This window comes from Blautia sp. St.27G3, from assembly GCF_059728505.1.
This window is the reverse complement of record NZ_BAAGFO010000002.1, coordinates 456,424-481,276: the sequence shown is the minus strand read 5'-3', so window position 1 is coordinate 481,276 and position 24,853 is coordinate 456,424. Positions and strand designations below refer to the sequence as shown.

Below are 24,853 nucleotides of genomic sequence, written 5' to 3'. Positions count from 1 at the left end.
ATGAGCAAGAGACCAACAGTTTTAATGATTCTTGACGGATATGGATTAAATGACAGAAAGGACGGAAATGCGATTGCACAGGCAAACAGACCGGTGATGGATGAATTGATGGCAACGTGTCCGTTTGTAAAGGGAAATGCCAGCGGTCTGGCAGTCGGACTCCCGGATGGACAGATGGGTAATTCTGAGGTAGGCCATCTGAATATGGGCGCAGGCAGAATTGTGTACCAGGATCTGACCAGAATTACAAAGGCGATCGAAGACGGCGATTTCTTTGAAAATGCAGAGCTGAAACGAGCAATGGAAAATGCAAAGGAGCATGATTCCAGTCTTCACATGTATGGCCTTCTGTCTGACGGCGGCGTGCACAGCCATAATACGCATCTGTATGCGCTGCTTGAGATGGCAAAGCGTTATGGTCTTGAAAAAGTTTATGTACACTGTTTCCTGGATGGCCGTGACACACCTCCGGCATCCGGAAAAGATTATGTGCAGGCTCTTGCTGATCAGATGCAGGAGATCGGCGTTGGCGAGATTGCAACTGTAATGGGGCGTTATTATGTAATGGACCGTGACAACCGCTGGGACCGTGTGGAAAAGGCATATCGCGCGCTGGCTTATGGAGAAGGCGAGCAGGCTACTTCCGGTGTGGAAGCAGTTGCGCAGTCTTATGCAAAGGATGTGACGGATGAGTTTGTTGTTCCGACCGTTGTGATGAAAGATGGCGCGCCGACTGCAACGATTCAGGATCATGATTCTGTAATTTTCTTTAATTTCCGTCCGGACCGTGCAAGAGAGATCACACGTGCTTTTTGCTGTGATGATTTTGCAGGTTTTGAGCGCGGTGCGCGCAGACAGGTGGTATATGTATGCTTCACAGAGTACGATGTGACGATTCCGAATAAGACAATCGCTTTCCCGAAGGTTTCTGTGACGAATACCTTTGGCGAGTATCTGGCTGCGCACGGGCTGAAGCAGGCAAGAATTGCCGAGACAGAAAAATATGCCCATGTAACATTCTTCTTTAACGGCGGCGTGGAAGCACCAAACGAGGGAGAGGACAGGATTCTTGTAAACTCTCCGAAGGTAGCCACCTACGATCTTCAGCCGGAAATGAGCGTATATGCAGTCTGCGATAAGGTAGTGGATGCAGTCACATCCGGCAAGTATGATGTGGTGATTACGAATTTTGCTAATCCGGATATGGTAGGCCATACCGGTGTGATGGAAGCTGCGGTTAAGGCAATTGAGGCGATTGACGAGTGCGTGGGCAAAGTCGTTGAAGCTGTAAAACAGACCGGCGGCCAGATGTTTATCTGTGCGGACCACGGCAATGCAGAGCAGCTCGTTGACTACGAGACAGGTGCTCCGTTCACGGCTCATACGACAAATCCGGTTCCGTTCATCCTTGTGAACTGTGACGAGAAGTATACGCTGAAGGAAGGCGGACGTCTGGCGGATATTGTTCCGACGCTGATCGAGCTGATGGGCATGGAGAAGCCTGCTGAGATGACAGGAGAATCACTTTTGATTGAGAAATAAAAATCGAAAAATAAAAATCGAGAAATAAAAACGTAAAAGTAAAAATTGAAATGGTGTTTGAGAACACGGCTGCTGACTGGAAATTATTTCCGGTAAGCAGCCTTTGTTTCTGTACGGAATCTGGAAAATGCGGCTGGAGTCTGGCACGGTGAATCAGTGCGTCGCAAATTTTGGTTTTGATAAGAAAGACACAAAATTGCTACGGGTTTTTCACATTTCGGACACAAAAGAACGATATAGTAGGAACATCAAAAGAAGAACGGAAGACAGAAAGGGGATTTCTTCATGAATGGATTTAGAGATAAAAAAGATGAGAAGTGTAAAATGAATGCATGGAAGCGTTACGGTATGATTTTTATGGCCGGGCTGCTTATTACAGGAAGCGCAGCAGGTGCAGGGGCATTCCTTTACAAGGGCAATGTGCAGGCAGAGGAGAAGCAGGAGGTTTCCCTGAATATTGCAGACCGTGATGTTGAAGAAGAGACACAGGAGGATGCAGAAGAGGAAACAGAGGCACAGACAGAGCAGCCAAAGAAGTCTTTCAATAAAATTGAAAACGTTGAGACGGGAGATACAGCGATTGTGACAACAGACGTTTCAGATATCGTGGAGAACTGTATGCCGTCGATTGTTGCGATTGATACAAAAGGCGTGGAAGAAGTACAGATGTATTATTATGGTACTCAGAAATATGAGGTGAAAGGGGCAGGTTCCGGTATCATCGTTGCACAGAATGATGATGAGCTTCTGATTGCGACGAACAGTCATGTGGTGGTGAATGCGACAGAGATGTCAGTCTGCTTTACCGTAGATGCTGAGGACCCGGCTGATCTCGTGGTTCCTGCCAAGATCAAAGGTATGGATAAAGGGTATGAACTGGCTGTGCTAGCAGTTAAGCTGGAAGATATCCCGGATGAGGTCAGAAGCCAGTTGAAAATCGCATCGCTTGGCAGCTCTGAAAAAACAAAAGTAGGAGAGGCAGCGATTGCCATCGGCAATGCACTTGGATACGGACAGAGTGTTACCAGCGGAATCATCAGTGCAAAAGACCGCGAGGTTACAATTGACAATTTTTCAAAAGAACTGTTTGTGACAGATGCATCTATTAATTTTGGAAACAGCGGCGGAGCACTCCTGAATGCAAAGGGTCAGGTGATCGGTATCAATGTGGCCAAGGAAGCTGGAGACGGTTCAGAGGGCATGGGCTATTCCATTCCGATTGATACTGCGATTCCGGTTCTTGAAAATCTGATCAATAAAGAGACAAGAGATCTGAAGAGCAATGCAGAACGAGGCTATCTGGGTGCAACGGTGGTTGATGTTTCCTCAGATGCCAAGGAGCTGTACAGTATGCCGGAGGGTGCGTTTGTCTATGAGGTGAGCGAGGACTCAGCAGCAGAAAAAGCAGGAATTAAAAAGGGTGATGTCATTACAAAATTTGACGGCGATACGATAACTGACAAGGACGAACTGATTGACAAGATCAGCTACTTTGCGGTAGGCGAGACGGTGACGCTTGAAGTGCAGACGGCAAATAACGGCGAGTATGTGAGCCGTGAAGTGGAAGTGACGCTGCAGGAAGGAGTCGGCGTACAGACAGAAGCAGAAGAAGAGCAGGGCGCCGACGATCAGAATAACAATGACAATGACATTCCGCAAAATGAAGAGATACCGGAATTCAATTTCCCGGGCCTGGAAGGATTTATGTTCGGCAATGGAGAAAATGGAATTTTCTAGTCAATTGTTCAGATTACTGTATTTGAAACAATATGCTCTTTAAGGATACTGGGTGAGAGGTCAAACCTTCTCACCCTTTTTGTTTTTGCGAGACAGATGATTCTGACAGATGAAGGTTACGAATACCTTTGGAGCAGGGAGAATGTACAGGGTTTAAACGTGTCATCACAATTTTGGGTGATATGACCGTGTAGGAAAATTGTTGTATAAAAATTTGTGCAGGAATTGCCAGACTGAAAAATATGATATGGGAAATACTATTTCAAGATGAACTGAATAGAACGCAGGAGGTTTTGCAAAATGTGTAATTATATGCCCATTACAGATGTTTATGCACGGGAGATTCTGGATTCCAGAGGAAATCCTACCGTGGAAGCAGAAATTATGACAGAAGACGGAAGCGTCGGAAGGGCAGCAGTGCCGTCCGGCGCTTCCACTGGCCAGTACGAGGCTGTGGAGTTGAGAGATGGTCAGGAGCGTTATCTAGGAAAAGGTGTGGAACAAACCTGCCATTATGTAAATACCGTACTTGCAGATGCCATTATTGGTGAGAATGTGTACAATCAGGCTGCCATTGACCGGATTTTATGCCGCGAAGACGGAACAAAGAATAAAAAAAGGCTCGGGGCAAACGGGATTCTGAGCGTTTCCATGGCAGCAGCGTCGGCAGCCGCACGCTCTTTGGACCTGCCGCTTTTTCGGTATCTCGGCGGTATGCACGCACACAGGTTGCCGGTACCGATGATGAATATTTTAAACGGAGGCTGCCATGCGGATAACACCGTGGATTTACAGGAATTTATGATTATGCCGGTAAAGGCAGACAGCTTTGCACACGGATTGCAGATCTGCGCGGAAATTTATCATACGTTAAAGGGTATGCTCAAAAGCCGCGGTCTTTCCACCGGGGTTGGAGACGAGGGCGGTTTTGCTCCGGACCTGGAGGATGCGGCGGCTGTTTTGTATTTGATATCGGATGCCGTAGAAAAAGCCGGTTATCAGATGGGACGTGATATTGTCATTGCGCTGGATGCGGCGGCAAGCGAGCTTTATGACGAGGAGAAAAAAACGTATTTCTTCCCGGGAGAAAGTAAAATGAAAGGCACGGACGTGTATCGGAGCACAGAGGAGATGATCGCTTATCTGGAGGAACTCTGCCGCCAGTTTCCGATTGCCTCGATTGAGGACGGATTGGATGAGAATGACTGGGAAGGCTGGCAGACGCTGACCAGCCGACTTGGAAGCCATGTGCAGCTTGTGGGAGACGATCTGTTTGTGACCAATTCGGAGCGTCTGCAAAAAGGAATTGATCTGGGAGCTGGAAATGCGATTTTGATTAAAGTGAATCAGATCGGTACACTGACGGAGGCCTTTGATGCAATTGAGCTGGCACATCGAAACGGTTACAGGACTGTAATTTCCCATCGTTCCGGCGAGACAGAGGATACGACGATTGCAGATATTGCGGTTGCAGTAGCAGCAGGACAGATCAAGACGGGCGCACCCTGCCGCAGTGAGCGGGTGGCAAAATATAACCAGCTTCTTCGGATTGAGGATGCAGTCGGCTTTTTTGCCAAATATGAAAATCCTTTTGGAAATAAGTGTCTTTTTTGCGAAAAAAACAGTTGAAATCTGCTATATCCTGTGGTAAACTTAGCTTGTTTGACATAGGAGGTGTAGTTTACTGTGAGGATATTTTTAACGATTATTTTTATATTAGTATGTATTGCATTGACTGTGATTGTTCTGGCACAGCAGGGAAAAGACGCAGGCCTTGGAGCGATCGGTGGAATCGGAGATACCTACTGGGGTAAGAATAAATCACGTTCCATGGAGGGCAGGCTCGTTAAGTTTACAACACTGCTGGCAGTGCTGTTTATTGTGATTGCAGCAATTTTGAACCTGAACTTTTAAGAGACAGAGGACTGATGCGATAGCACCAGTCCTTTCTTTTTCTGTGAATCAGAAAGGCATGACTGAAAAACACAGCCTTTTTGAGATATTTGAGACATTTTTTGATACCAGAACCATGCTTGGAAAGGAAGGATATGACAGAGACAAGGGAACAGTTTGAACGGCGGAAAAAGGTGCTTTATGAGATGATCTGTGACAAGCAGTATTTTCCGATGAAAATAAAAGAAATTGCAATCTTTCTCAATGTTCCGCGGGAGAAGCGGCAGGATTTGAAGGAAGTTCTGGATGCACTGATTGTGGATGGAAAGGTGGAGTTGACTTCCAAAGGAAAATACCGGAAGGCTTGCCGGAAATTTGTGGAGGGTACGTATATTGCGCATCCGAAAGGCTACGGCTTTGTGGAGGTAGAAGGAAGGGAAAGCGATATTTTTATTCCAGAGGATGCGTCAGGAGGAGCCATGCACCGGGATATGGTACAGGTGGCGATTCTGAGAAATCCAGAGGAAGGACGAAGCGAGGGCACTGTTGTAAAAATTCTGGAACATGGTGTGCATGAGCTGATCGGAACGTATCAGAAGGCGAAGAGTTATGGATTTGTGCTGCCGGATAACAGACGGATCACTTCAGATATTTTTGTGCCGCAGGAATTCAGCAAAGGAGCAATGGACGGGCATAAGGTGCTGGTGGAGCTTACGTCATACGGAGAGAAAGGAAAAAATCCGGAAGGTAAGGTAAAGGAGATCATCGGGCATGTAAATGACCCTGGTACGGATATTCTTTCTGTTGTGTATGAGTATGAACTGCCGAATGAATTTCCAGAAAAAGTGATGCGTCAGGCAGAAAGAACACCGGAAGAAGTGACGGAGGCAGACTGCGCGGGAAGAAAAGACTTGCGGGATGTCCTTATGGTGACGATTGACGGCGAGGATGCAAAGGATTTGGATGATGCCGTTTCTCTGACTAAGAACGGAGATTTTTATGAGCTCGGCGTGCATATTGCGGACGTGGCCAATTATGTGCAGGAAAAAAGTGCCCTTGACCGGGAGGCGCTTCATCGGGGGACAAGCGTTTACCTTGCAGACCGGGTGATTCCGATGCTGCCGCACAGGCTGTCAAACGGGATTTGTTCACTGAATGCGGGAGTGGACCGTTTGGCGCTCAGCTGTCTGATGAGGCTTGACCAGAATGGGAAAATTGTAGATCATGAAATCTGCGAGTCGGTGATTTGTGTGAACCGGCGGATGTCCTATTCGGAGGTACTTGGAATTCTGGAAACGCATCAAAACGGGCAGGCACAGAATGTTCAGAAACATCATGAAGATAAGCTACAGGAGCTTCAGAAGGAAGAGGAGCTTCAGAAAGAGTATGGAGACGTGCTCCCCATGCTATTGGATATGGAGCAGCTGATGAGGATGCTTCGTGCGCGCCGCAGAAAACGTGGCTCAATTGATTTTAATTTCCCGGAGGCAAAGGTGGTGCTCGACGCAAACGGAGTTCCGCTTGAGATAAAGGCTTACACTGCAAATACGGCAACGCAGATCATTGAAGAGTTTATGCTGGCAGCGAATGAAACAGTTGCACAGTATTTTTACTGGCAGGAGATTCCATTTCTGTACCGGACACATGAGGCGCCGGAGGAGGAGAAGCTTCAGAAGCTGGCCTCTTTTATCGCAAGCTTTGGGTACGGGATGAAGGGAATTTCCGATGAGATTCACCCGAAGGAGTTACAGAAGCTTCTTGCGCGGATTGCAGATACGCCGGAGGAGATGATGATCAGCAGACTGACGCTGCGCTCGATGAAGCAGGCGCGTTATACGACGGAGGATGTCGGCCACTTCGGACTGGCTGCGCCACATTACTGTCATTTTACGTCTCCGATCAGACGGTATCCGGATTTGCAGATTCATCGTATTATCAAAGAAGTACTGCGCGGGAGAATGAATCAGGCGAAAACAGATCATTACCAGGAGATTTTGCCGCAGGTGGCGGAAAGCTGCAGCAAACTGGAACGCCGTGCAGATGAGGCGGAGCGTGAGACGATCAAGCTGAAAAAAGCGGAGTATATGATGGAACACATCGGGGAAGAGTTTGATGCAGTGATTTCCGGAATTATGTCTTATGGCATGTACGCTGAACTGCCGAACACAGTGGAAGGATTGATTCATGTCAGCCGCATGTACGATGACCGGTATTATTACAGAGAAGAGACGTATGAGATGTATGGCATTGACACGGGGCGTGTTTACCGTCTGGGCGATACGGTGCGGGTTCGCGTTCTGGATGCGGACAAGACAACAAAGACCGTAGATTTTGAGATGGCTTTGTAAAAGTGATAGGCCGAAAAAGCTGAATTAGATTCACAGAAGTGGTATTATTTAGAAAAGAGAGGGGAAAAGTATGGGAATATCGTCGACCAAACTGATTGCAAATAATAAAAAAGCGTACCACGATTATTTTATTGAAGATAAATATGAGGCAGGCATTTCCCTGCATGGAACAGAAGTAAAATCCCTGCGTATGGGAAAGTGCAGCGTCAAAGAATCCTTCCTCCGCATTGAGAATGGAGAGGTGTTTATCTACGGCATGCATATCAGCCCTTATGAGAAAGGAAATATTTTCAATAAGGACCCGCTGCGTGTTCGGAAGCTTCTGATGCACAAAGCGGAGATCAATAAGATTACCGGAAAAATTGCCGAGAAGGGGTATACGCTGGTGCCGCTTCAGGTTTACTTTAAAGGAAGTCTTGCCAAGGTGGAGATCGGTCTGGCAAGAGGGAAAAAGCTTTATGATAAACGTCAGGACATTGCGAAAAAAGATCAGCGGCGCGAGGCAGAGAAAGAGTTTAAGGTGAAGAATCTTTATTAAATTGGAGGAAAGAGGGCGAACAAAATTTCCAGGCAACCATTCCCCTCTTTTTTGAGATGTGCAGTTCTGGTAAAAAAGTATAAAAAATATCCCCGACAGAAGAGTTGGTTTTGGAAAAACCGTTCTGTCGGGGATATTTTTGTATGGAGTAGACGAGAATCGAACTCGTGTCCGAAAGCCAATTCACTGTCCTTCTACTATCATAGTCGGTTGTTTGACATTCCCTCCGGCAGACGGAAACAGACATCCTTCTGCTTTTAGTAGCTTCATGATACGCCCGCATGTGCAAAGCTTAGCATACGTCGTTTCCTGCATAGTCGATGCCTGGGTCTTAAAGTGCAGGTGCTCTAAGTCAGACAGCTGCCATTAGGCAGCGATTGCTAAATTGTCTTCAGCGTTTATATTTAGGTTTGTGATTTGACGCATCACCTGCGGATAGCTTCTCCAGCTTCATAACCCCCGTCGAAACCTTTACTACCCCGGGATTACTGTTCTATCATATGCGTTACGGATGGTTTTGTCAAGGAGGATGTTTCTTGACTTTTAAGAAGCGGGCGTCTACAATGAATTGTCTAAAAAAGAAAAGGAACAAAAACAGAGAGGTGATTATCATGAAAAAAAGGATGATATCTGTATGGCAGGCAACATTTTGCATGGCGCTGCTTTTGGGAAATGCTGCTGTTGCAGGGGAGGCCGGACGCGTCGGGTCTTTGAAGGGGCCGACTTCTATGGGGCTTCTTTCGTTTATGGAGAAGGAGAAAGAGGCGGAGGAACCGAATTTTACGTTTGAGATGATGACGGCCGCTGATGAGCTCTCTGCAAAGTTTATAAAGGGAGAAATTGATTTTGCTCTGATACCGGCGAATATGGCAAGTATTCTGTATCATAAGACAGAGGGAAATGTTCAGGTGGCGGATATTAATACACTGGGCGTACTTTATCTTGTGACCGGCCGTGAGGATATCCGCTCCGTGGCAGATCTGCAGGGAAACACGGTTTATATGACCGGAAAAGGGCAAACACCGGAATATGTACTGAGGTATCTTCTGGAGGCAAATGGTCTGGCGGAAGAGGATGTTACGGTGGAATTTAAATCCGAGGCCACAGAGGTGGTTTCGGTGCTCGCACAGGAACCGTCGGCGATTGCAGTGCTTCCGCAGCCCTTTGCAACGGTTGCATGTGCGAAAAGCGGAAATAAGAATATGGTACTGTCTGATCTGACTAAGGAATGGGATGCGGTTGGAACGGGCACGCTGGTGACAGGGGTCACGGTTGTGAAAAAGGACTTTGCACAGGCAAACCCGGAACTAGTGGAGCAGTTTTTGGAAGCGCATGAGGCGTCGGCAGCATTTGTAAATGAAAATCCGGCGGAGACAGCGCGGCTGACTGTGTCCTACGGGATTATGGAACAGGCAGAGGCAGCGGAGATGGCAATTCCAAAATGCAACATTACATATCTGGATGGAAAAGATATGCAGGAAGCGCTGACCGGTTATCTGCAGGTGCTAATGGAACAGAATCCCGATTCCATCGGCGGAACTATTCCGGGAGAGGATTTTTATTATAATGAAAACGGGAAAGAAAATAAAAATTAGTGCGGTTCTTTTCTGGCTTCTGAACTGGCAGATTGCTGCTCTGATCTGGAAGGATTCGATTGTTTTTGTGGGGCCAGTGGATATGATGAGAGCGCTAATTGATCAGGCTGGGAGCAGCAGTTTCTGGATTTCAATTGCACGGTCGTTTCTGTGCATTATGGGAGGTTTTCTCGCAGCTTTTGCGGCAGCGGCTTTGCTGGCAGTACTGACCGCCGTTTTTCCAGTACTCGGGGCTTTGCTGGAACCGGTTGTAACGCTGCAAAAGTCTGTGCCAATGGCATCTTTGGTTGTTTTATTTCTGATTTTGGTTGGTTCGAGGTATCTGTCGGTGGCAGTCGTATTTTTCATGGCGTTTCCGATTTTGTACACGAATATTGGGGAAGGGATTACACACGCGGACCCGGCTATGCTTCAGATGGCAGAGGTCTTCCGGATGCCTCTTCGCAGCAGGTTTCTGTATATTTACCGTCCGGCGGTTTGGCCGTTTCTTCTGGGCGGCGGGAAAATTGCGGTCGGGATGAGCTGGAAAGCAGGAGTGGCGGCAGAAATCATCGGGGTACCGTCCTATACGATCGGAGAGCATCTGTATCTGTCAAAAATCTACCTGAATACAGACAGCTTGTTCGCATGGACACTGGTTATTATTGTACTGAGCGTATTTACTGAAAAAACTTTTCTCTGGGTTTTGCGGAAAACACAGATTTAAGGCTTTCATGAGTGAATAAATTAGTTCTTTACATTAAGAAAGCGTTTTGGTAAAATCGGACTAACGGATTTGATCTGTAAGTCTGATTTTTTGGGAGGTATTACTTATGAAAAAAAGTTTATATTTATTAGCAGCCGGAGCGGCAGCTCTGACACTTACCGTACCAGGCATGGCGATTGCAGGGGAAGCGGCAGGAAATGATACTCTGAATGTTGTTGTTACCGATGATGCAAGCCAGTTTAACCCAGGTGTTACGAATACATACTCAGATATTATGAGTCTGTATCAGATTTATGAGCGTCTGGTGTATTATATTGACGGCGAGCCGGTTCCGCAGCTTGCAGAGAGCTGGGAGGCGAGCGAGGACAAGCTCACTTATACGTTTCATCTGAGGCCGGATACCTATTTCCAGAATGGAGAGAAGCTGACGGCAGAGGATGTTGTTTACAGTATCAACAGACGCTGTGAGGAGTCGCCGTCTACTGCATCAAAGTTTGCGTCTGTCACAGCGCTGGATGAAAACACGGTAGAAATAAAACTGACCAGAATCTGTGAGAGTATTTTCTCCAGCCTGGCTTCTCCGGGAATGGGGATTTTGTGTAAATCCTACTGTGAGGAAAATGGAGACGATGCGTTCCTGAAGCCGAACGGTTCCGGTGCATACCAGCTGAAGGAATGGGTAAAAGGAAGCCAGATTCAATTTGAGGCGTTTGAGAATTATGGCGGCGGCAAGGCCCCGATCGAATATCTCAATTTCAACATTATCACGGACAGTTCAACGGCGCTGATTTCTCTGGAAAACGGCGAGAATGACTTTATGCTGAACCTGTCTGCCTCTGATTTTGCACTGGTAGAGGGAAATGAGGAACTGACTGTACAGACGGCGCCGTCACACAGCCAGGCAGGATTGGTTTTAAATGTGCAAAACGGCGTGACGGCAGATGAAAATGTCAGAAAGGCAATCGCATGTGCAATTGACCGTGACGCGGTAAATGTAGTCGGATTTGATGGAACAGGAACGGTTGCAACCGGTTCTTTCGAAGATTTCCTTTATTATGACGGCGAGGACTATACGTACAGCTATGATCCGGAGAAAGCAAAAGAATATCTGGCGGCAAGCGAATATGCAGGCAGCGATATCACGGTGACAATCAAGACGAGCGATAATTACGGCGATATTGTTCCGCAGGTGATTCAGCAGAATCTCGCAGAGATCGGAATTACCGCGAATATTGAATCCATGGATATCGGGTCACAGAGTGAGGACTGGCTGAACGGCAATTTTGAGATTATTTATCAGGCAGGCTCTGAGATTACTCCGGATTTGAGTGAGTCTCTGTATAGCGCTTATTATTCTGCAAATGTATGGAGCGCGTCTGCATGGAGTGATGGAAGATATGATGGGCAGCTGGATGCGATTATGGCAGAGACAGATACTCAGAAGCGCACGGAACTGTGCTGTTCCTTGCTGCAGGAGATCATGGCAACTGCAAATGAGATTCCTCTGGTTGTAAAATCAGGAAATATTGTATACCGCACTGGTTTGCAGAATACCTATGTGGACCCGAACGGCATGTTCTACTGTTTTAAAGACTTCAGCTGGGAATAGGATTGACGGCACACTCAATAAAGAAGAGGGATGTTTTCTGAGATGAATAAATATATTGCAAAACGGCTGGTGATGATGATTCCGATCGTTCTTGGCGTCACATTCCTTGTGTTTTTTATCATGTCCCTGCTTCCGGGAGACCCGGGACGTATGATTCTGGGCATGGGAGCGAAGGCAGAGGATGTGGCGGCCTATAATCACAGGCTGGGGGTGGACCGCCCGTTTCTGGTGCGGCTGGTAAGTTATATCGGGGATTTGATGCACGGAGATTTTGGAATTTCCTACCGTTCTATGCGTCCGGTAAGTGAGGAGATTGCAGCCTGCTTTCCATATACCCTGAAGCTGGCATTTGCGGGGAGCATTGTTGCTTATCTGATTGGTATCCCGCTGGGGCTTTTTTCAGCGATCCATCAGAATTCTCCGCTGGACTTCGGGGGGACGTTCGTATCCATGCTGCTTGCTTCGATCCCACAGTTCTGGCTTGGGCTTATGATGATCCTGCTGTTTTCGCTGCACTGGAAAATCCTTCCCACGAGTGGGATTGGCTCATTCCGCAATTACATAATGCCTGTGCTTGTTACGGCGCTGCCAGAGGCGGCGATTATGTCAAGGCTGACCAGAACGTCAATGTTGGATTGTATCAGTCAGGATTACGTACGTACGGCGCGTGCGAAAGGGCTTCCGCGTGCAAAGGTCATCTGGAAGCATACGTTTAAAAATGCCCTGCTTCCGATTATTTCGACGCTGATTACTTCGTTTGGCGTGTCTCTTGGCGGAACAGTGGTGGTGGAAAATATCTTTTCCATCCCCGGCATTGGAAATCTGCTGCTGACGGCTATAAAGGCGAAGGATGTGCCGATTGTGATGGCCTGTACCATTCTTCTGTCCTTGATTTACTGCATTTTTATTCTGCTTGCGGATATTGTGGTGGCCGGTATTGACCCGAGAATCAGGCAGATTTATCTGAAAAAAGGGTAAGGCGGTGGATGGACATGAGAAAAAGAAGAGGTGAGAAGGCTGCGGATTTCTGCCGGAAATTTTCACGCAATAAGGCTGCTGTGTTTGGCTTTGCAGTTGCGGTGGTTTTTATTCTGGCAGCGCTGTTTGCAGATGTGATCTGCAGCTACGATAAAGTGACCACGCAGAATATTGTGGAACGGCTTCAGTCGCCAAGTGCGGCGCACTGGTTTGGAACAGATCAGCTTGGCCGGGATATTTTTGCCAGAATCATCCACGGTGCACGTGTTTCGCTTGGGGTGAGCTTTCTGGTTGTGGCTATTTCTGTGCTGGTCGGAGGAATTGCCGGAAGCCTGCTCGCACTGACAGGCGGAAGGATTGATAATCTTGTCATGCGTCTGATTGATGTGATCAGCTGTATTCCGGGATTTCTTCTGACTTTGGCGCTTGTGGCGGCCATGGGAAGCGGCATCCGAAATCTGATGCTCGCAATGTGCATCCGGATGTCTGTTGGTTATATCCGGGTTATCCGTTCATTTGTACTGTCTGTGGTAGGGCAGGATTTTATTGACGCAGCCAGAATATCCGGGATGTCGACGCGGAAGATTGCAGTTACGCATGTCCTTCCGAATGCGCTGGGAATTATTATTGTAGAGGCGGCAATGTCCCTGTCAAATACCATTCTGTCCATTGCAGCGCTCAGTTTCCTGGGGCTTGGCATTCAGCCGCCGGCTCCGGAATGGGGCGCGATGCTGAATGAGGGAAGAGAGTTCATCCGTACATACCCGCATCTGATCATTATACCGGGGATTGCAATTGCGCTTTCGGCTCTGGCTATGAATCTGATGGGAGACGGAGTCAGAGATGCTCTGGATCCGAGAAGCGGACAGTAGAGAAGGGGGAAAGCGGATGAAGGGCAGTTACAAGTTGGCCGTACGTCAGTATAAGAAACGCTGCAAAGCAGAAAAACGCAAAGATTATACGTATGCGGCTGAAATGGAGAAAAAAGAGAATATTATTGAGGTACGCGGTCTTCAGACCTGGTTTTACACAGATAAAGGGATAGTAAAAAGCGTGGAGGATATTTCTTTTGATATCCCGGCCGGAAAAACAGTCGGTCTCGTAGGTGAATCCGGGTGCGGCAAATCAGTGACCAGCCTTTCTGTTATGCGGCTTTTGCCGGAACCCAAGGGGCAGATTGCAGGTGGAGAGATCCGTTTCTGTCCGGGGGACGGAAGCGGGGCGATTGATCTTGCAAAGACACCGGAAAAAAGGCTGGAGCAGCTGCGGGGCTCGCAACTTGCAATGATTTTTCAGGAGCCGATGACCAGCCTGAATCCCGTATTTTCAATTGGAGACCAGCTGGATGAATGTGTACAGAAGCAGCATCCGGAGGCAGATAAAAAGAAAAGGCGGGAAATGGCAGACGAGCTGCTGAAAAAGGTCGGAATCACACGAAAAGGAATTTATGATAATTATCCCTATGAGCTCTCAGGCGGTATGCGCCAGCGAGTTATGATTGCCATGGCGCTTGCAGGTGATCCAAAGCTTTTGATTGCAGATGAACCGACCACGGCGCTGGATGTGACCATTCAGGCGCAGATTCTTGACCTGATGAGAACATTGAAAGAAGAAATCAATTCCTCTGTTCTGCTGATTACGCATGACCTTGGCGTGATTGCAGAGATGGCTGATTACGTGATTGTCATGTATGCGGGAAAAATTGTAGAGCAGGGAACAGCGGAGGAAATTTTTGAGCATACGGCGCATCCTTACACAAGGGGGCTGATGCAGTCAAAGCCGGTTTTGAATCAGCAGACAGAGGAGCTGTATTCCATTCCGGGAAATGTACCGGATCCGCTAAAAAGGCCGGAGGGTTGCTATTTTTCGAATCGGTGTCAGTATTGTACTGACCTTTGCCAGAAAGAATATCCGGGCATGCAGATGCTTTCAGAGACACATCAGGTGAGCTGCCACTTTGCAGGCAGACTGACAGAGGGGAGCGCAGAGCATGGAAGGTAAGATATTGCTGGAAGTAAAAGATCTGAAAAAATATTATATTCCAAGGGGAAGAAAGAAAGCAGCAGTGCGTGCGGTTGACGGCGTAAGTTTTCAGATACCGGCAGGAACGACCTACGGGCTGGTCGGTGAATCCGGGTGCGGAAAGACGACGGTCGGGAAAACGATTCTGCACTTGGCGGAAGCAACCGGGGGACAGATTTTGCTGGACGGGCAGGACATCGTACCGTACAGGGGGAAAGAGCTGCGAAGACTCTGGATGCGGGTGCAGATGATTTTCCAGGATCCGTTTTCTTCTATGGATCCCAAGAAGACCATTTATCAGATTGTCGCAGAGCCCCTGAAGGAATTTGGGCTGTGCCCGGCAAAGGAAGTCCGTGAGCGCGTGGTGGAGACGCTGGAGAGCTGCGGAATGTCGGAGGATTGCCTTGACCGGTATCCGCACGAGTTTTCAGGCGGACAGCGGCAGAGGATCTGTATTGCAAGGGCACTGATTTCGGGACCGGAATTTATTGTCTGCGATGAACCGGTATCGGCGCTGGATGTTTCCGTGCAGGCGCAGGTGATTAACCTTTTGAAAAAGCTGCAAAAGGAAAAGAGAATGGCCTATCTGTTTATTTCACATGACCTGTCGGTGGTAGAGCACGTTTCAGATTACGTGGGAGTCATGTATCTTGGCAGGCTGGTTGAGACAGCGCCGAAAAAGGAGCTGTTTTCGAACCCGCGTCATCCGTATACGCAGGCGCTTCTGAGCGCGGTTCCGGTGCCGCAGCTGCACCGTACGCAAAAACGGATTGTGCTGGCCGGGGATGTGCCGTCTGCGGACGCTCCGCCTTCCGGCTGTCCTTTTCATACGAGATGCCGGGAATGCCAGGAAATCTGTAAAACGCAGGTGCCCAAGAAGCGGGACTGTGGAAACGGACATGAGGTATGGTGCCATTTTGACTTTGGAAAATAGTAAACAAGAATAAAAAACGGTACTTTGCCGGCTGCTTATGGCTGGCAAGGCACCGTTTTTTTGTGCAAACATCAGGAACTGCTGTGAATATTCGTCTGGCTTTATTGCCGGCTTGCAAAATCGGAGCAAATATCGTACGATGAGTGAAAAAAGAAATTTGGCGCCAGGGTTCACATATTTATCATAAATATATGGTATATCATACAGAGAGGTTTTATATCTTGTCAGACGGCAAGGCAAAACTGTGATCTGTGATGAAAGCCTGTGACAGAACGTTGCAGTGAAAATAAGGAAAAAGGAGCGAAATGCGGATGGAACGTTTAAAGGTGCTGGTGGTAGACGATGAGGCAAGGATGCGCAAGCTTGTGCGAGATTTCCTAGTGAAAAAAGAGTTTGAGGTGATAGAGGCTGAGGATGGAGAACAGGCGGTGGACCTTTTTTTTGCGGATAAGGATATTGCGCTTGTGATTCTCGATGTGATGATGCCGAAGATGGATGGATGGCAAGTATGCCGCGAGATTCGTGGTTACTCAAAAGTTCCGATTATCATGCTGACAGCGAAATCCGACGAGCGGGACGAGCTGCTCGGATTTGAGCTCGGTGTGGATGAATACATTTCCAAGCCGTTCAGCCCGAAGATCCTCGTGGCGCGGGTGGAAGCGATTCTGCGCCGCACAGGAGGGATTGTGGCGGATGATATTTTGCGGGCCGGGGCGATCGAGCTGAACAAGGCTGCGCATGAAGTGAAAATTGACGGGAAGAATGTAGATCTGAGCTATAAAGAATTCGAGCTTCTGACGTATTTTATTCAGAATCAGGGAATTGCGCTCTCAAGAGAGAAGATTCTGAACAGTGTGTGGAACTATGATTATTTCGGAGATGCCAGAACGATTGATACACATGTGAAAAAATTGCGCAGCAAGCTTGGGGAGCGCGGCGATTATATCAAGACAATATGGGGTATGGGGTACAAATTTGAAGTGGAAGGTTAAAGCGCGATGAATATTTCCATTCGTAAACAACTGACTGTTATTTTTATCGGGCTGATGGCATTGCTGTTTCTGGCCAATTATCTGATTAACACCTTCTTTCTTGGGGATTTTTATTCCGTGCGCAAACAGGATGCACTTGAGGCAGCTTATGAGACGCTGAATAATAATATTTCAGATGCCGGAAGCATGGGGGAGGCCAGCCTGCATGAATATGAGGAAATCTGTAATGCAAACAGTATTTTTTCTATCGTGACTGACGAGGATTACCGAAGGCTGATCTGGACAGATACGACTTATAAAGAAACCGATTATGTGAGGATTATGCTTGGCCGTCTGAACGGGTACCGGATCGGACTCGATATTGCAGATGAGGATTCCATTCTGAAGCAGACCGACAATTATACGATACAGAAAAAATACGATTCTGCGGTGGCAATCGACTATCTGGAAATGTGGGGAACGTTGGACAAAGGGTTCTATTTTATGATGCGTATCAACATGGAGAGCATCCGGGACAGTGTGCGTATCGCGAATGAGTTTGTGATGTATATCTGTCTTGCCGGTGCGCTGCTTGCTGGAGTCCTCGTATGGCTGATCTCAAAGCGTGTCACAAAGCCGCTCGGAGAGCTGACAGAGCTTTCCAAACGGATGGCAGGGCTTGATTTTGATGCAAAATATACAAGCGGCGGAAGCAACGAAATCGGTCAGCTTGGCAGATATTTTAACCAGATGTCCGAAAATCTGGAAAAAGCGTATTCGCAGCTTCTTGTGGCGAATAATGAGCTTCAGAAGGATATTGAAAAAAAGGAAAAGATTGACGATATACGGAAGGAATTCCTCTCGAACGTCTCGCATGAGCTGAAAACGCCGATTGCGCTGATTCAGGGCTATGCGGAAGGTTTGCAGGAATGTATCAATGACGACGAGGAAAGCCGGGAATTTTACTGTGAGGTGATCATGGATGAGGCTTCCAAAATGAATACGCTGGTGCAGAAGCTTCTGACATTGAATCAGCTGGAATTCGGCAGGGACACTCTGGAGATGGAACGGTTTGATATCTGTGACCTCATTCAAAATAAAATTCAGGCTGTGGCGATTCTGGCACAGCAAAAAGGGGCAGAAATTCAATTCTCAGGGGACAGCTCTGTTTATGTGTGGGGAGACGAGTTCAAGATTGAGGAGATTCTGACAAATTATCTGAGCAATGCGCTGAATCATGTGAGCGGAGAGCGGAAGATACGCGTGCAGGTTCGTCCGGAGGGGGATGTGGTGCGTGTGAGTGTTTACAATACCGGAGAGTTGATCCCGGAGGAAGACCTTGACCTGATCTGGGATAAATTTTATAAGGTTGATAAGGCGCGGACGCGTGAGTACGGTGGAAGCGGTGTCGGCCTGTCGATTGTGAGGGCGATCATGGAGTCGCATCATCAAAAATACGGTGTGCAGAATCTTGCGGATGGTGTGGAATTCTGGTTTGAACTGCAAAATGGAACGGTGTGCGCAGGCGAGACAGGAAATGCATAATAGGATATCAGGGTGGAAGAGGGAAAAGGATGAGCAAAATAGCGATTGTCGGCGGCGGAGCCGCCGGGATGATGGCCGCAGTGACGGCGGCGCAGAACGGGCATGAGGTGAGTCTGTTTGAGAAGAATGAGAAGCTTGGGAAAAAGCTGTATATCACGGGCAAGGGACGCTGTAACCTGACCAACGACTGCAGTGTGGAGGAGCTTTTGCAGGCGGTCTGTGTGAATCAGAAGTTTTTATACAGTGCGTTTTACGGATTTACGAGTCAGGATACAATTGATTTTTTTGAAGAGTCAGGGCTTTCTACAAAGACAGAGCGAGGGGGCCGAGTGTTTCCGGTATCCGATCATTCTTCGGATGTGATCGCAGCTCTGGCAAAGAGAATGCGGCAAAGTAAAGTAAAAGTATTTCTGAATACAGAGGTAAAAGAGCTGCTGTATCGCCCCTGGAAAGAAGCAGCAGGCACACAGGTAAATGCAGAAAATGCAAAGAAACAAAAGAAGGGCCGGAACAGAAACACAGAATGTGTCCAGCGCGTCTGCGGTCTGCGTCTGGCAAACGGACAGGAAATAGAAGCAGATGCAGTGATTGTTGCTACAGGCGGTATTTCCTATCGGACAACCGGTTCAACCGGGGACGGGTACCGGTTTGCCGCAGAAGCGGGTCACAGGGTTACGGAACTGTCGGCGTCGCTCGTTCCGATGGAAACAGAGGAGCCATGGGCGCCGCAGATGCAGGGACTTTCTCTTAAAAATGTGGAGGTATCTGTATTTGACGGCAAGAAAGAGCTGTATCGGGAATTCGGGGAAATGATGTTTACACATTTTGGCGTGACGGGGCCCCTGATCCTGACCGCCAGTACTGTGGTGCAGGCAAGGCTTGCGAAGCATCCGCTGCAGCTGTACATTGACCTCAAGCCAGCGCTGACGTTGGAACAGCTTGATGCCAGAATTCTGCGGGAATTTGAATCAGGAAAAAACAGGCAGATGAAAACGATCCTGACGTCGCTGTTTCCGGCCAAAATGATTCCGGTCATGCTTCAGAGAACAGAGATACCGGCAGACAAACCGGCTCATGACATTTCGAGGGAAGAGCGCGGACGCCTTGTGATGCTCACAAAACATTTCCCATTGACTCTGACCGAACTTCGCGGCTATAATGAAGCGATTATAACAAGAGGCGGTGTGAATATCAGGGAGATAGATCCGGGTACTATGGAATCCAGACTGGCAAAGGGTCTTTATTTTGCGGGAGAGGTGCTTGATCTGGATGCAGTTACAGGAGGATTTAACCTGCAGATCGCGTGGTCAACCGGATATGCGGCAGGAAGCGCTGCCGGGATGGAAGCACTGGAATAATCGAAAACAAAGACCATCAGAAACAACGTAATTGTGAGCAAAGCAGTCACAAACAAAACAGCCGTATAGAAGCAGGAGGAAAAAAGGTGAGTTTTAATATAGCAATTGACGGTCCGGCAGGAGCAGGAAAGAGCACAATCGCAAGAAGGGCGGCAAGAGAGCTGGGGTTTATCTATGTAGATACGGGGGCAATGTACCGCGCTATTGCGCTTGGGCTTTTGCGCCGCGGAACGGATGTGGAAGCGGAACAGGAATTGATGGACGCGCTTGCGGGGATTGAAGTGAGTATTGGATATGAAGGAGAGGAGCAGCAGGTGTTTTTGAACGGGGAAAATGTCTCTGGTTTGATTCGCACTGAAGAGGTGAGCGCTATGGCAAGCGCTTCAGCTGCAAAACCGCAGGTGCGTGCCAAGCTGACGGATCTGCAAAGAGGCCTGGCCCGCCGGGAGGACGTGCTGATGGACGGAAGAGACATCGGAACCATGATTCTTCCGCATGCCCAGCTAAAGATTTATCTGACAGCCAGTGTGGCAACAAGAGCGTCAAGACGTTATAAGGAGCTGCAGGCACGCGGACAAGACTGTACGTTAGAGGAAATAATAAAGGATATCGAAGCGCGTGATTACCGTGATATGCACCGTGAGACGGCGCCGCTTTGTCAGGCAGAGGATGCCGTGCTGGTTGATTCTTCTGATATGACGATTGAAGAAGTTGTGGAACAGATTGTAACTTTGACACGGGAACGGATGGAGTCACATACAGAAGGATAAAATGCCGGGGCGTCTGCCCCGGTGTGTTGGCGTGAAGGAGACAGTATGGAGGTTATTGTAGCAAAGACTGCAGGTTTTTGTTTTGGGGTAAAACGGGCTGTGGATCAGGTATACCGGCAGCTGGAAGAAGGCCAGGGGCCGATTTATACATACGGGCCGATTATTCATAATGAAGAAGTGGTGCGGGAGCTTGCCGGCCGAGGCGTGCAGATTATAGAGGACGAAAAAGACCTGGAGGCAATATCCGGAGGAACCGTAATTATCCGTTCTCACGGTGTGCCGAGAAGGATTTATGAGGTTTTGGAAAAGAAACAGCTGCATGTGGTGGATGCCACGTGTCCTTTTGTAAAAAAAATCCATCGCATCGTTTATGAACACAGTAAAAAAGGTGCAGACGTGCTGATCATCGGGAATGACGGGCATCCGGAAGTAGAGGGGATCAAGGGCTGGTGCACCGGCAAAGTAACTGTGCTCGGGACACAGAAAGAGGCAGAAGAATTTTGTGCGGATAAAAGCAGTCCGCTTTGTATCGTTTCTCAGACGACATTTAATTACAAGAAATTTGATAAATTAGTTGAAATTATTTTAAAAATGGGTTATGATAGGATAGATATTTTGAATACGATATGCAGTGCTACAGAAGAGCGGCAGTCAGAGGCGCGCAAGATCGCGGCCCGGGCAGATGCCATGATTGTGATCGGAGGCAGCCACAGTTCGAACACTCGCAAGCTGTATGAGATATGTCAAAAAGAATGTGAAGATACTTACTATATACAAACACTTAAAGATTTGGATATTCGGCTATTGCCATCCAGGGGTTGCGTAGGTATTACAGCAGGGGCATCGACCCCAAATAATTTGATTGAGGAGGTTTCAAAACAATGCCAGATTTAAGTTTTGAACAAATGCTGGAAGAATCATTAAAAACAATTCATAATGGAGAGGTAGTCGAAGGCACTGTTATAGATGTCAAAGAAGATGAAATCATCTTAAACATTGGATATAAGGCTGACGGTATTATTACCAGAAGTGAATATACAAATGAGCCGAACGTTGACCTTCGCAAACTTGTTCAGGTGAATGATACAATGGAAGCAAAGGTACTGAAGGTAAATGACGGTGACGGACAGGTATTATTGACCTATAAGCGCCTTGCAGCAGAGAAGGGCAACAAGAGACTTGAGGAAGCATTCAACAGCCAGGAAGTGCTGACCGCTCCGGTTGTACAGGTACTCTCCGGCGGACTTTCCGTTGTTGTAGAGGAAGCAAGGGTATTTATCCCGGCAAGCCTGGTATCAGATACGTATGAGAAGAACCTTGAGAAGTATGCAGGTCAGGAAATTGAATTCGTGATTACAGAGTTCAATCCGCGCAGAAGAAGAATTATCGGTGATCGCAAGCAGCTGCTGGCAGCGAAGAAAGCAGAGATGCAGAAAGCACTCTTTGAGAGAATCGCAGTTGGCGATGTAGTAGACGGTGTTGTGAAGAATGTCACAGACTTTGGTGCATTTATTGATCTTGGCGGAGCAGACGGACTGCTTCACATTTCCGAGATGTCATGGGGACACGTTGAGAACCCGAAAAAGGTATTCAAGGTCGGCGATGAGGTAACTGTTCTGATCAAAGATATCAATGGCGACAAGATTGCGCTCAGCATGAAATTTGAAGATCAGAATCCGTGGCTGAATGCAGCTGAGAAGTATGCAGCAGGCAACGTAGTAGAAGGCCGTGTTGCGAGAATGACAGATTTTGGTGCATTCGTTGAGCTGGAGCCGGGCGTAGACGCACTGCTTCACGTATCACAGATTTCTCATGATCATGTAGACAAGCCATCCAACATCCTGAGTGTTGGCCAGATGATTGAAGCAAAAGTTGTTGATTTCAATGGCGAAGATAAGAAGATCAGCCTGAGCATGAAAGCTCTGGAGAGCGCTCCGGTACAGGAAGATGTCGTATACGAGGATGAGGCTCCGGTAGAAGAGTAAGGATTGTTTCTGAAACAATTGAAAAAGCGAAACTGATTTTAACAGTTTCAGGTTAAGCGAATGAAAGGGAAAGCATATGCTTTCCCTTTTTTTGCGTTCATTTTTACAGTATAAGTTATAAACCTATAACTATTCTTTTGGAAAAAAATACAATTTTTCAGGAAAAAAATGAACAAAAAAATTAAATATAAAAAAATAAGGAAAAAACAGTACAAAATACGGAATTATCTTGATTTTTCTTCCGCTTTTTTGATGATAAAATGTGAAAACAACATAGTGTACGGGAATGTAAAAAAGGAAGGAGTAGGAAAAACAAAAGCTGGAAGTAAAAAATTGAAACGTGAATAGAATGCAGGAAAGAGAAAGGAGATTCATATGAAAAAAGGTTTGGCATTAACTTTAGCAGCGGTTATGACATCAAGTATGATTACTGCACCAAATGCCCTGGCATTAAATTATTCAGGCAGCCAGGGGAATGAAGCAACGTTTGAAACACTTCAGGAGGCACGGATCAGCGGTCCGGAGGCTGTAAAGGATTTGGAGACAAATCAGGGGAAAATGTATGTTTCACATCCAGTATTGGATGGTTATACAGAAGGAACAACGTATGTGTACCGCTCACCGAACCTGTTTGGCGGCCGTGCGGCAGCCAGGCTGAATACAAATATTCTCGTATTCTCTGACAAGCATTTTGAGGATAAAACAGCTGCACAGGAGTATTTGAAGGAACTTGGAGTCACAGATCTCATTGATCAGGCAACCGGAAGTGCAATTCTCGTAACTCCGGCAGATCCGGAGGCAGGATTTGGCGCTGCGGATCAGAAAAATTATTATGCATTACAGACAGCGATTTGCTCTCAGAAAGCAGGGGGCAAAGATGCGGAAGGAAATGATGTAAGTTATTCTGATGCCGAATATTTTGGCGGCTACGGTTACATTTATGCAATCGGTATAGATGGCGGCGCGACATTTTTGAATAATTACATAGCCGGTTCCTTTGATTATGTAAGCCGTATTGCAGGCATGCTTTTGATCAATGGCGACATGGATTCGATCAGCCGTGTTGCTTCTCTGGTGCCGACATATCTGGTGAATGCTCCGGAATCTGTTGTTGAGAAGTACAAGGCTGCCAATGACGTGAATGCTTCTGACGTTACAGCAAAGACTGCTGTTTATTTTAATCAGGAACTGCCTTTGCAGAAGGTGGCAGTGGCCTTGCAGGAAAAGACTGAAGCAGAACATATCGCAGATGCGTATTATGATATGTTTATCAAGGCAATGCGCGTGCCGGTTGTGCAGAGAGGGCTGTATACGGCAGGAACACCGTGGCAGGGATACAATTTTGATCAGGCGCCCTATTCGCTTTGTGACCGCAATGCGGTGATTGATGGTGTGACTGAGGATGGAATCCATGTAATCCGTCACGATGAGGAAAGATTTGCTGAGATTCAGACAGAAGGCGGCGAATATCTTCAGACATGGTTTGAGTACCTTCCTGAGGAAGTTTTGAATCATACGGCGCCAGCAGGCAGTGTGCCTTTGATTCTGGCAAATCACGGCGGCGGCGATGATCCGCGTCTGTTTGTAGATGAAATCGGGCTTCTGGAGCTTGCAGGAAAAGAACGTTTCGCAATGGTTGCTCCAGAACATCAGTATATTGGGTTCACGCGTACGGAGGATGGAATGAAAGAGGGTATTTTACCGCAGGCGCTTCCGGAACTTGTGAAATACATGCTTGAGACGTATCCGGAACTGGATGCTTCCCGCGTTTATGCGACTGGCTATTCTATGGGCGGCGGTGCGACGTTCCGGGGAATCAGCGGAGATGCTTCTCTGTTTGCAGCAGCAGTTCCGATGGCAGCATCCGGTTACGTTCCGACAGAGGAAGAGGCAGCTCAGTACGATACGCTGGATATGCCGATTATGCTGACCACTTCTTCGTTTGACCTTGCCGGGGCTTTCAATCAGGCAGCAGGAACCATTGCAGAGGGGTATCAGACGCAGATCAATCTGTATCTTGGATTTAATGAGATGAATTCGATCGACTTTGATTTTGATACGTATGATCTGGTTGGTTTTGAGGCGGACAGAACGGTGAAGACGACGCTCAACAAAGAGTACGAGAACACGACATGGTATCTGAACAATGATGCAGGTGTGCCGATGGTAGCGGTGAGCTATACGGACAGCCTTGTACATGCATTGTATCCGGAGTACGCAAAGCTTGTATGGAATTTTGCAAAGCATTATTCCAGAAATCAGGAAACAGGAGCCATTGAGTACAATCCTTTTGTAGATTAAAGTTTTTCAAATATTGATAAG

At 47.5% G+C, this 24,853-nt stretch carries 20 protein-coding genes and 1 other RNA gene; 20 read left to right on the top strand and 1 reads right to left on the bottom strand.

Going from position 1 to position 24,853, the window contains the following annotated elements; genetic code table 11:
- The 6 genes from gpmI to smpB all read left to right on the top strand — a co-directional run bounded on the left by gpmI (position 1) and on the right by smpB (position 8,058).
- Entirely contained in the window at positions 1 to 1,542 is a 1,542-nt protein-coding gene (gene gpmI, locus AC6I2O_RS11865; RefSeq protein ID WP_120392287.1) for a 2,3-bisphosphoglycerate-independent phosphoglycerate mutase, read from the top strand.
- 285 nt (positions 1,543 to 1,827) lie between these two features.
- Positions 1,828 to 3,279, top strand: coding sequence for a S1C family serine protease (locus AC6I2O_RS11860; RefSeq protein WP_120392285.1), 1,452 nt, complete (start codon positions 1,828 to 1,830; stop codon positions 3,277 to 3,279).
- 300 nt (positions 3,280 to 3,579) lie between these two features.
- Positions 3,580 to 4,908: a phosphopyruvate hydratase gene (gene eno, locus AC6I2O_RS11855; protein WP_120392284.1), complete on the top strand. Its 1,329-nt coding sequence runs from the start codon at positions 3,580 to 3,582 to the stop codon at positions 4,906 to 4,908.
- A gap of 57 nt (positions 4,909 to 4,965) precedes the next feature.
- Positions 4,966 to 5,193 (top strand): preprotein translocase subunit SecG, encoded by a 228-nt coding sequence (gene secG / locus AC6I2O_RS11850; RefSeq protein ID WP_120392283.1) that lies wholly within the window; start codon positions 4,966 to 4,968, stop codon positions 5,191 to 5,193.
- Positions 5,194 to 5,327: 134 nt separating this feature from the next.
- Positions 5,328 to 7,520, top strand: a complete 2,193-nt coding sequence (gene rnr / locus AC6I2O_RS11845) for a ribonuclease R (protein WP_120392282.1) — start codon at positions 5,328 to 5,330, stop codon at positions 7,518 to 7,520.
- 70 nt (positions 7,521 to 7,590) lie between these two features.
- Positions 7,591 to 8,058: an SsrA-binding protein SmpB gene (gene smpB, locus AC6I2O_RS11840; RefSeq protein WP_120392281.1), complete on the top strand. Its 468-nt coding sequence runs from the start codon at positions 7,591 to 7,593 to the stop codon at positions 8,056 to 8,058.
- A gap of 141 nt (positions 8,059 to 8,199) precedes the next feature.
- Here the strand turns inward: smpB and ssrA are convergent.
- Positions 8,200 to 8,539: a transfer-messenger RNA gene (ssrA, locus tag AC6I2O_RS11835) on the bottom strand.
- A gap of 130 nt (positions 8,540 to 8,669) precedes the next feature.
- Between ssrA and AC6I2O_RS11830 the strand changes: the two genes are divergently transcribed.
- From AC6I2O_RS11830 to AC6I2O_RS11765, 14 genes are all read left to right on the top strand, one after another.
- Complete coding sequence (locus AC6I2O_RS11830) at positions 8,670 to 9,653, top strand: ABC transporter substrate-binding protein (protein WP_497742744.1); 984 nt, start codon at positions 8,670 to 8,672, stop codon at positions 9,651 to 9,653.
- Positions 9,625 to 10,359, top strand: coding sequence for an ABC transporter permease (locus tag AC6I2O_RS11825; protein ID WP_120392280.1), 735 nt, complete (start codon positions 9,625 to 9,627; stop codon positions 10,357 to 10,359). Before AC6I2O_RS11830 ends, AC6I2O_RS11825 begins: the two co-directional genes overlap by 29 nt.
- 106 nt (positions 10,360 to 10,465) lie before the next feature.
- Complete coding sequence (locus tag AC6I2O_RS11820) at positions 10,466 to 11,968, top strand: ABC transporter substrate-binding protein (RefSeq protein WP_497742743.1); 1,503 nt, start codon at positions 10,466 to 10,468, stop codon at positions 11,966 to 11,968.
- Between the two features lie 42 nt (positions 11,969 to 12,010).
- A complete protein-coding gene (locus tag AC6I2O_RS11815; protein ID WP_497742742.1) occupies positions 12,011 to 12,946 on the top strand; it encodes an ABC transporter permease in 936 nt (311 codons plus the stop codon).
- A gap of 14 nt (positions 12,947 to 12,960) precedes the next feature.
- Positions 12,961 to 13,818, top strand: a complete 858-nt coding sequence (locus tag AC6I2O_RS11810; protein WP_497742741.1) for an ABC transporter permease — start codon at positions 12,961 to 12,963, stop codon at positions 13,816 to 13,818.
- 16 nt (positions 13,819 to 13,834) lie between these two features.
- Complete coding sequence (locus tag AC6I2O_RS11805; protein WP_497742740.1) at positions 13,835 to 14,947, top strand: ABC transporter ATP-binding protein; 1,113 nt, start codon at positions 13,835 to 13,837, stop codon at positions 14,945 to 14,947.
- On the top strand, positions 14,937 to 15,902 hold the full coding sequence (locus AC6I2O_RS11800) for an ABC transporter ATP-binding protein (protein WP_120392276.1): 966 nt from the start codon (positions 14,937 to 14,939) through the stop codon (positions 15,900 to 15,902). Before AC6I2O_RS11805 ends, AC6I2O_RS11800 begins: the two co-directional genes overlap by 11 nt.
- A 311-nt stretch (positions 15,903 to 16,213) precedes the next feature.
- Positions 16,214 to 16,894, top strand: coding sequence for a response regulator transcription factor (locus tag AC6I2O_RS11795; RefSeq protein WP_120392275.1), 681 nt, complete (start codon positions 16,214 to 16,216; stop codon positions 16,892 to 16,894).
- 6 nt (positions 16,895 to 16,900) lie between these two features.
- On the top strand, positions 16,901 to 18,418 hold the full coding sequence (locus tag AC6I2O_RS11790) for a sensor histidine kinase (RefSeq protein ID WP_497742739.1): 1,518 nt from the start codon (positions 16,901 to 16,903) through the stop codon (positions 18,416 to 18,418).
- A gap of 29 nt (positions 18,419 to 18,447) precedes the next feature.
- Positions 18,448 to 19,776 (top strand): BaiN/RdsA family NAD(P)/FAD-dependent oxidoreductase, encoded by a 1,329-nt coding sequence (locus AC6I2O_RS11785; RefSeq protein WP_497742738.1) that lies wholly within the window; start codon positions 18,448 to 18,450, stop codon positions 19,774 to 19,776.
- An 86-nt stretch (positions 19,777 to 19,862) separates the two neighbouring features.
- A complete protein-coding gene (gene cmk, locus AC6I2O_RS11780; RefSeq protein WP_120392272.1) occupies positions 19,863 to 20,546 on the top strand; it encodes a (d)CMP kinase in 684 nt (227 codons plus the stop codon).
- A gap of 45 nt (positions 20,547 to 20,591) precedes the next feature.
- Complete coding sequence (gene ispH, locus AC6I2O_RS11775) at positions 20,592 to 21,440, top strand: 4-hydroxy-3-methylbut-2-enyl diphosphate reductase (RefSeq protein WP_120392271.1); 849 nt, start codon at positions 20,592 to 20,594, stop codon at positions 21,438 to 21,440.
- Positions 21,428 to 22,531, top strand: coding sequence for a 30S ribosomal protein S1 (gene rpsA, locus AC6I2O_RS11770; RefSeq protein WP_120392270.1), 1,104 nt, complete (start codon positions 21,428 to 21,430; stop codon positions 22,529 to 22,531). Before ispH ends, rpsA begins: the two co-directional genes overlap by 13 nt.
- Positions 22,532 to 22,906: 375 nt before the next feature.
- The gene (locus AC6I2O_RS11765) at positions 22,907 to 24,832 is read left to right on the top strand and encodes a hypothetical protein (protein ID WP_497742737.1); all 1,926 of its coding nucleotides are present in this window, start codon (positions 22,907 to 22,909) and stop codon (positions 24,830 to 24,832) included.
- Positions 24,833 to 24,853: the final 21 nt, after the last annotated feature.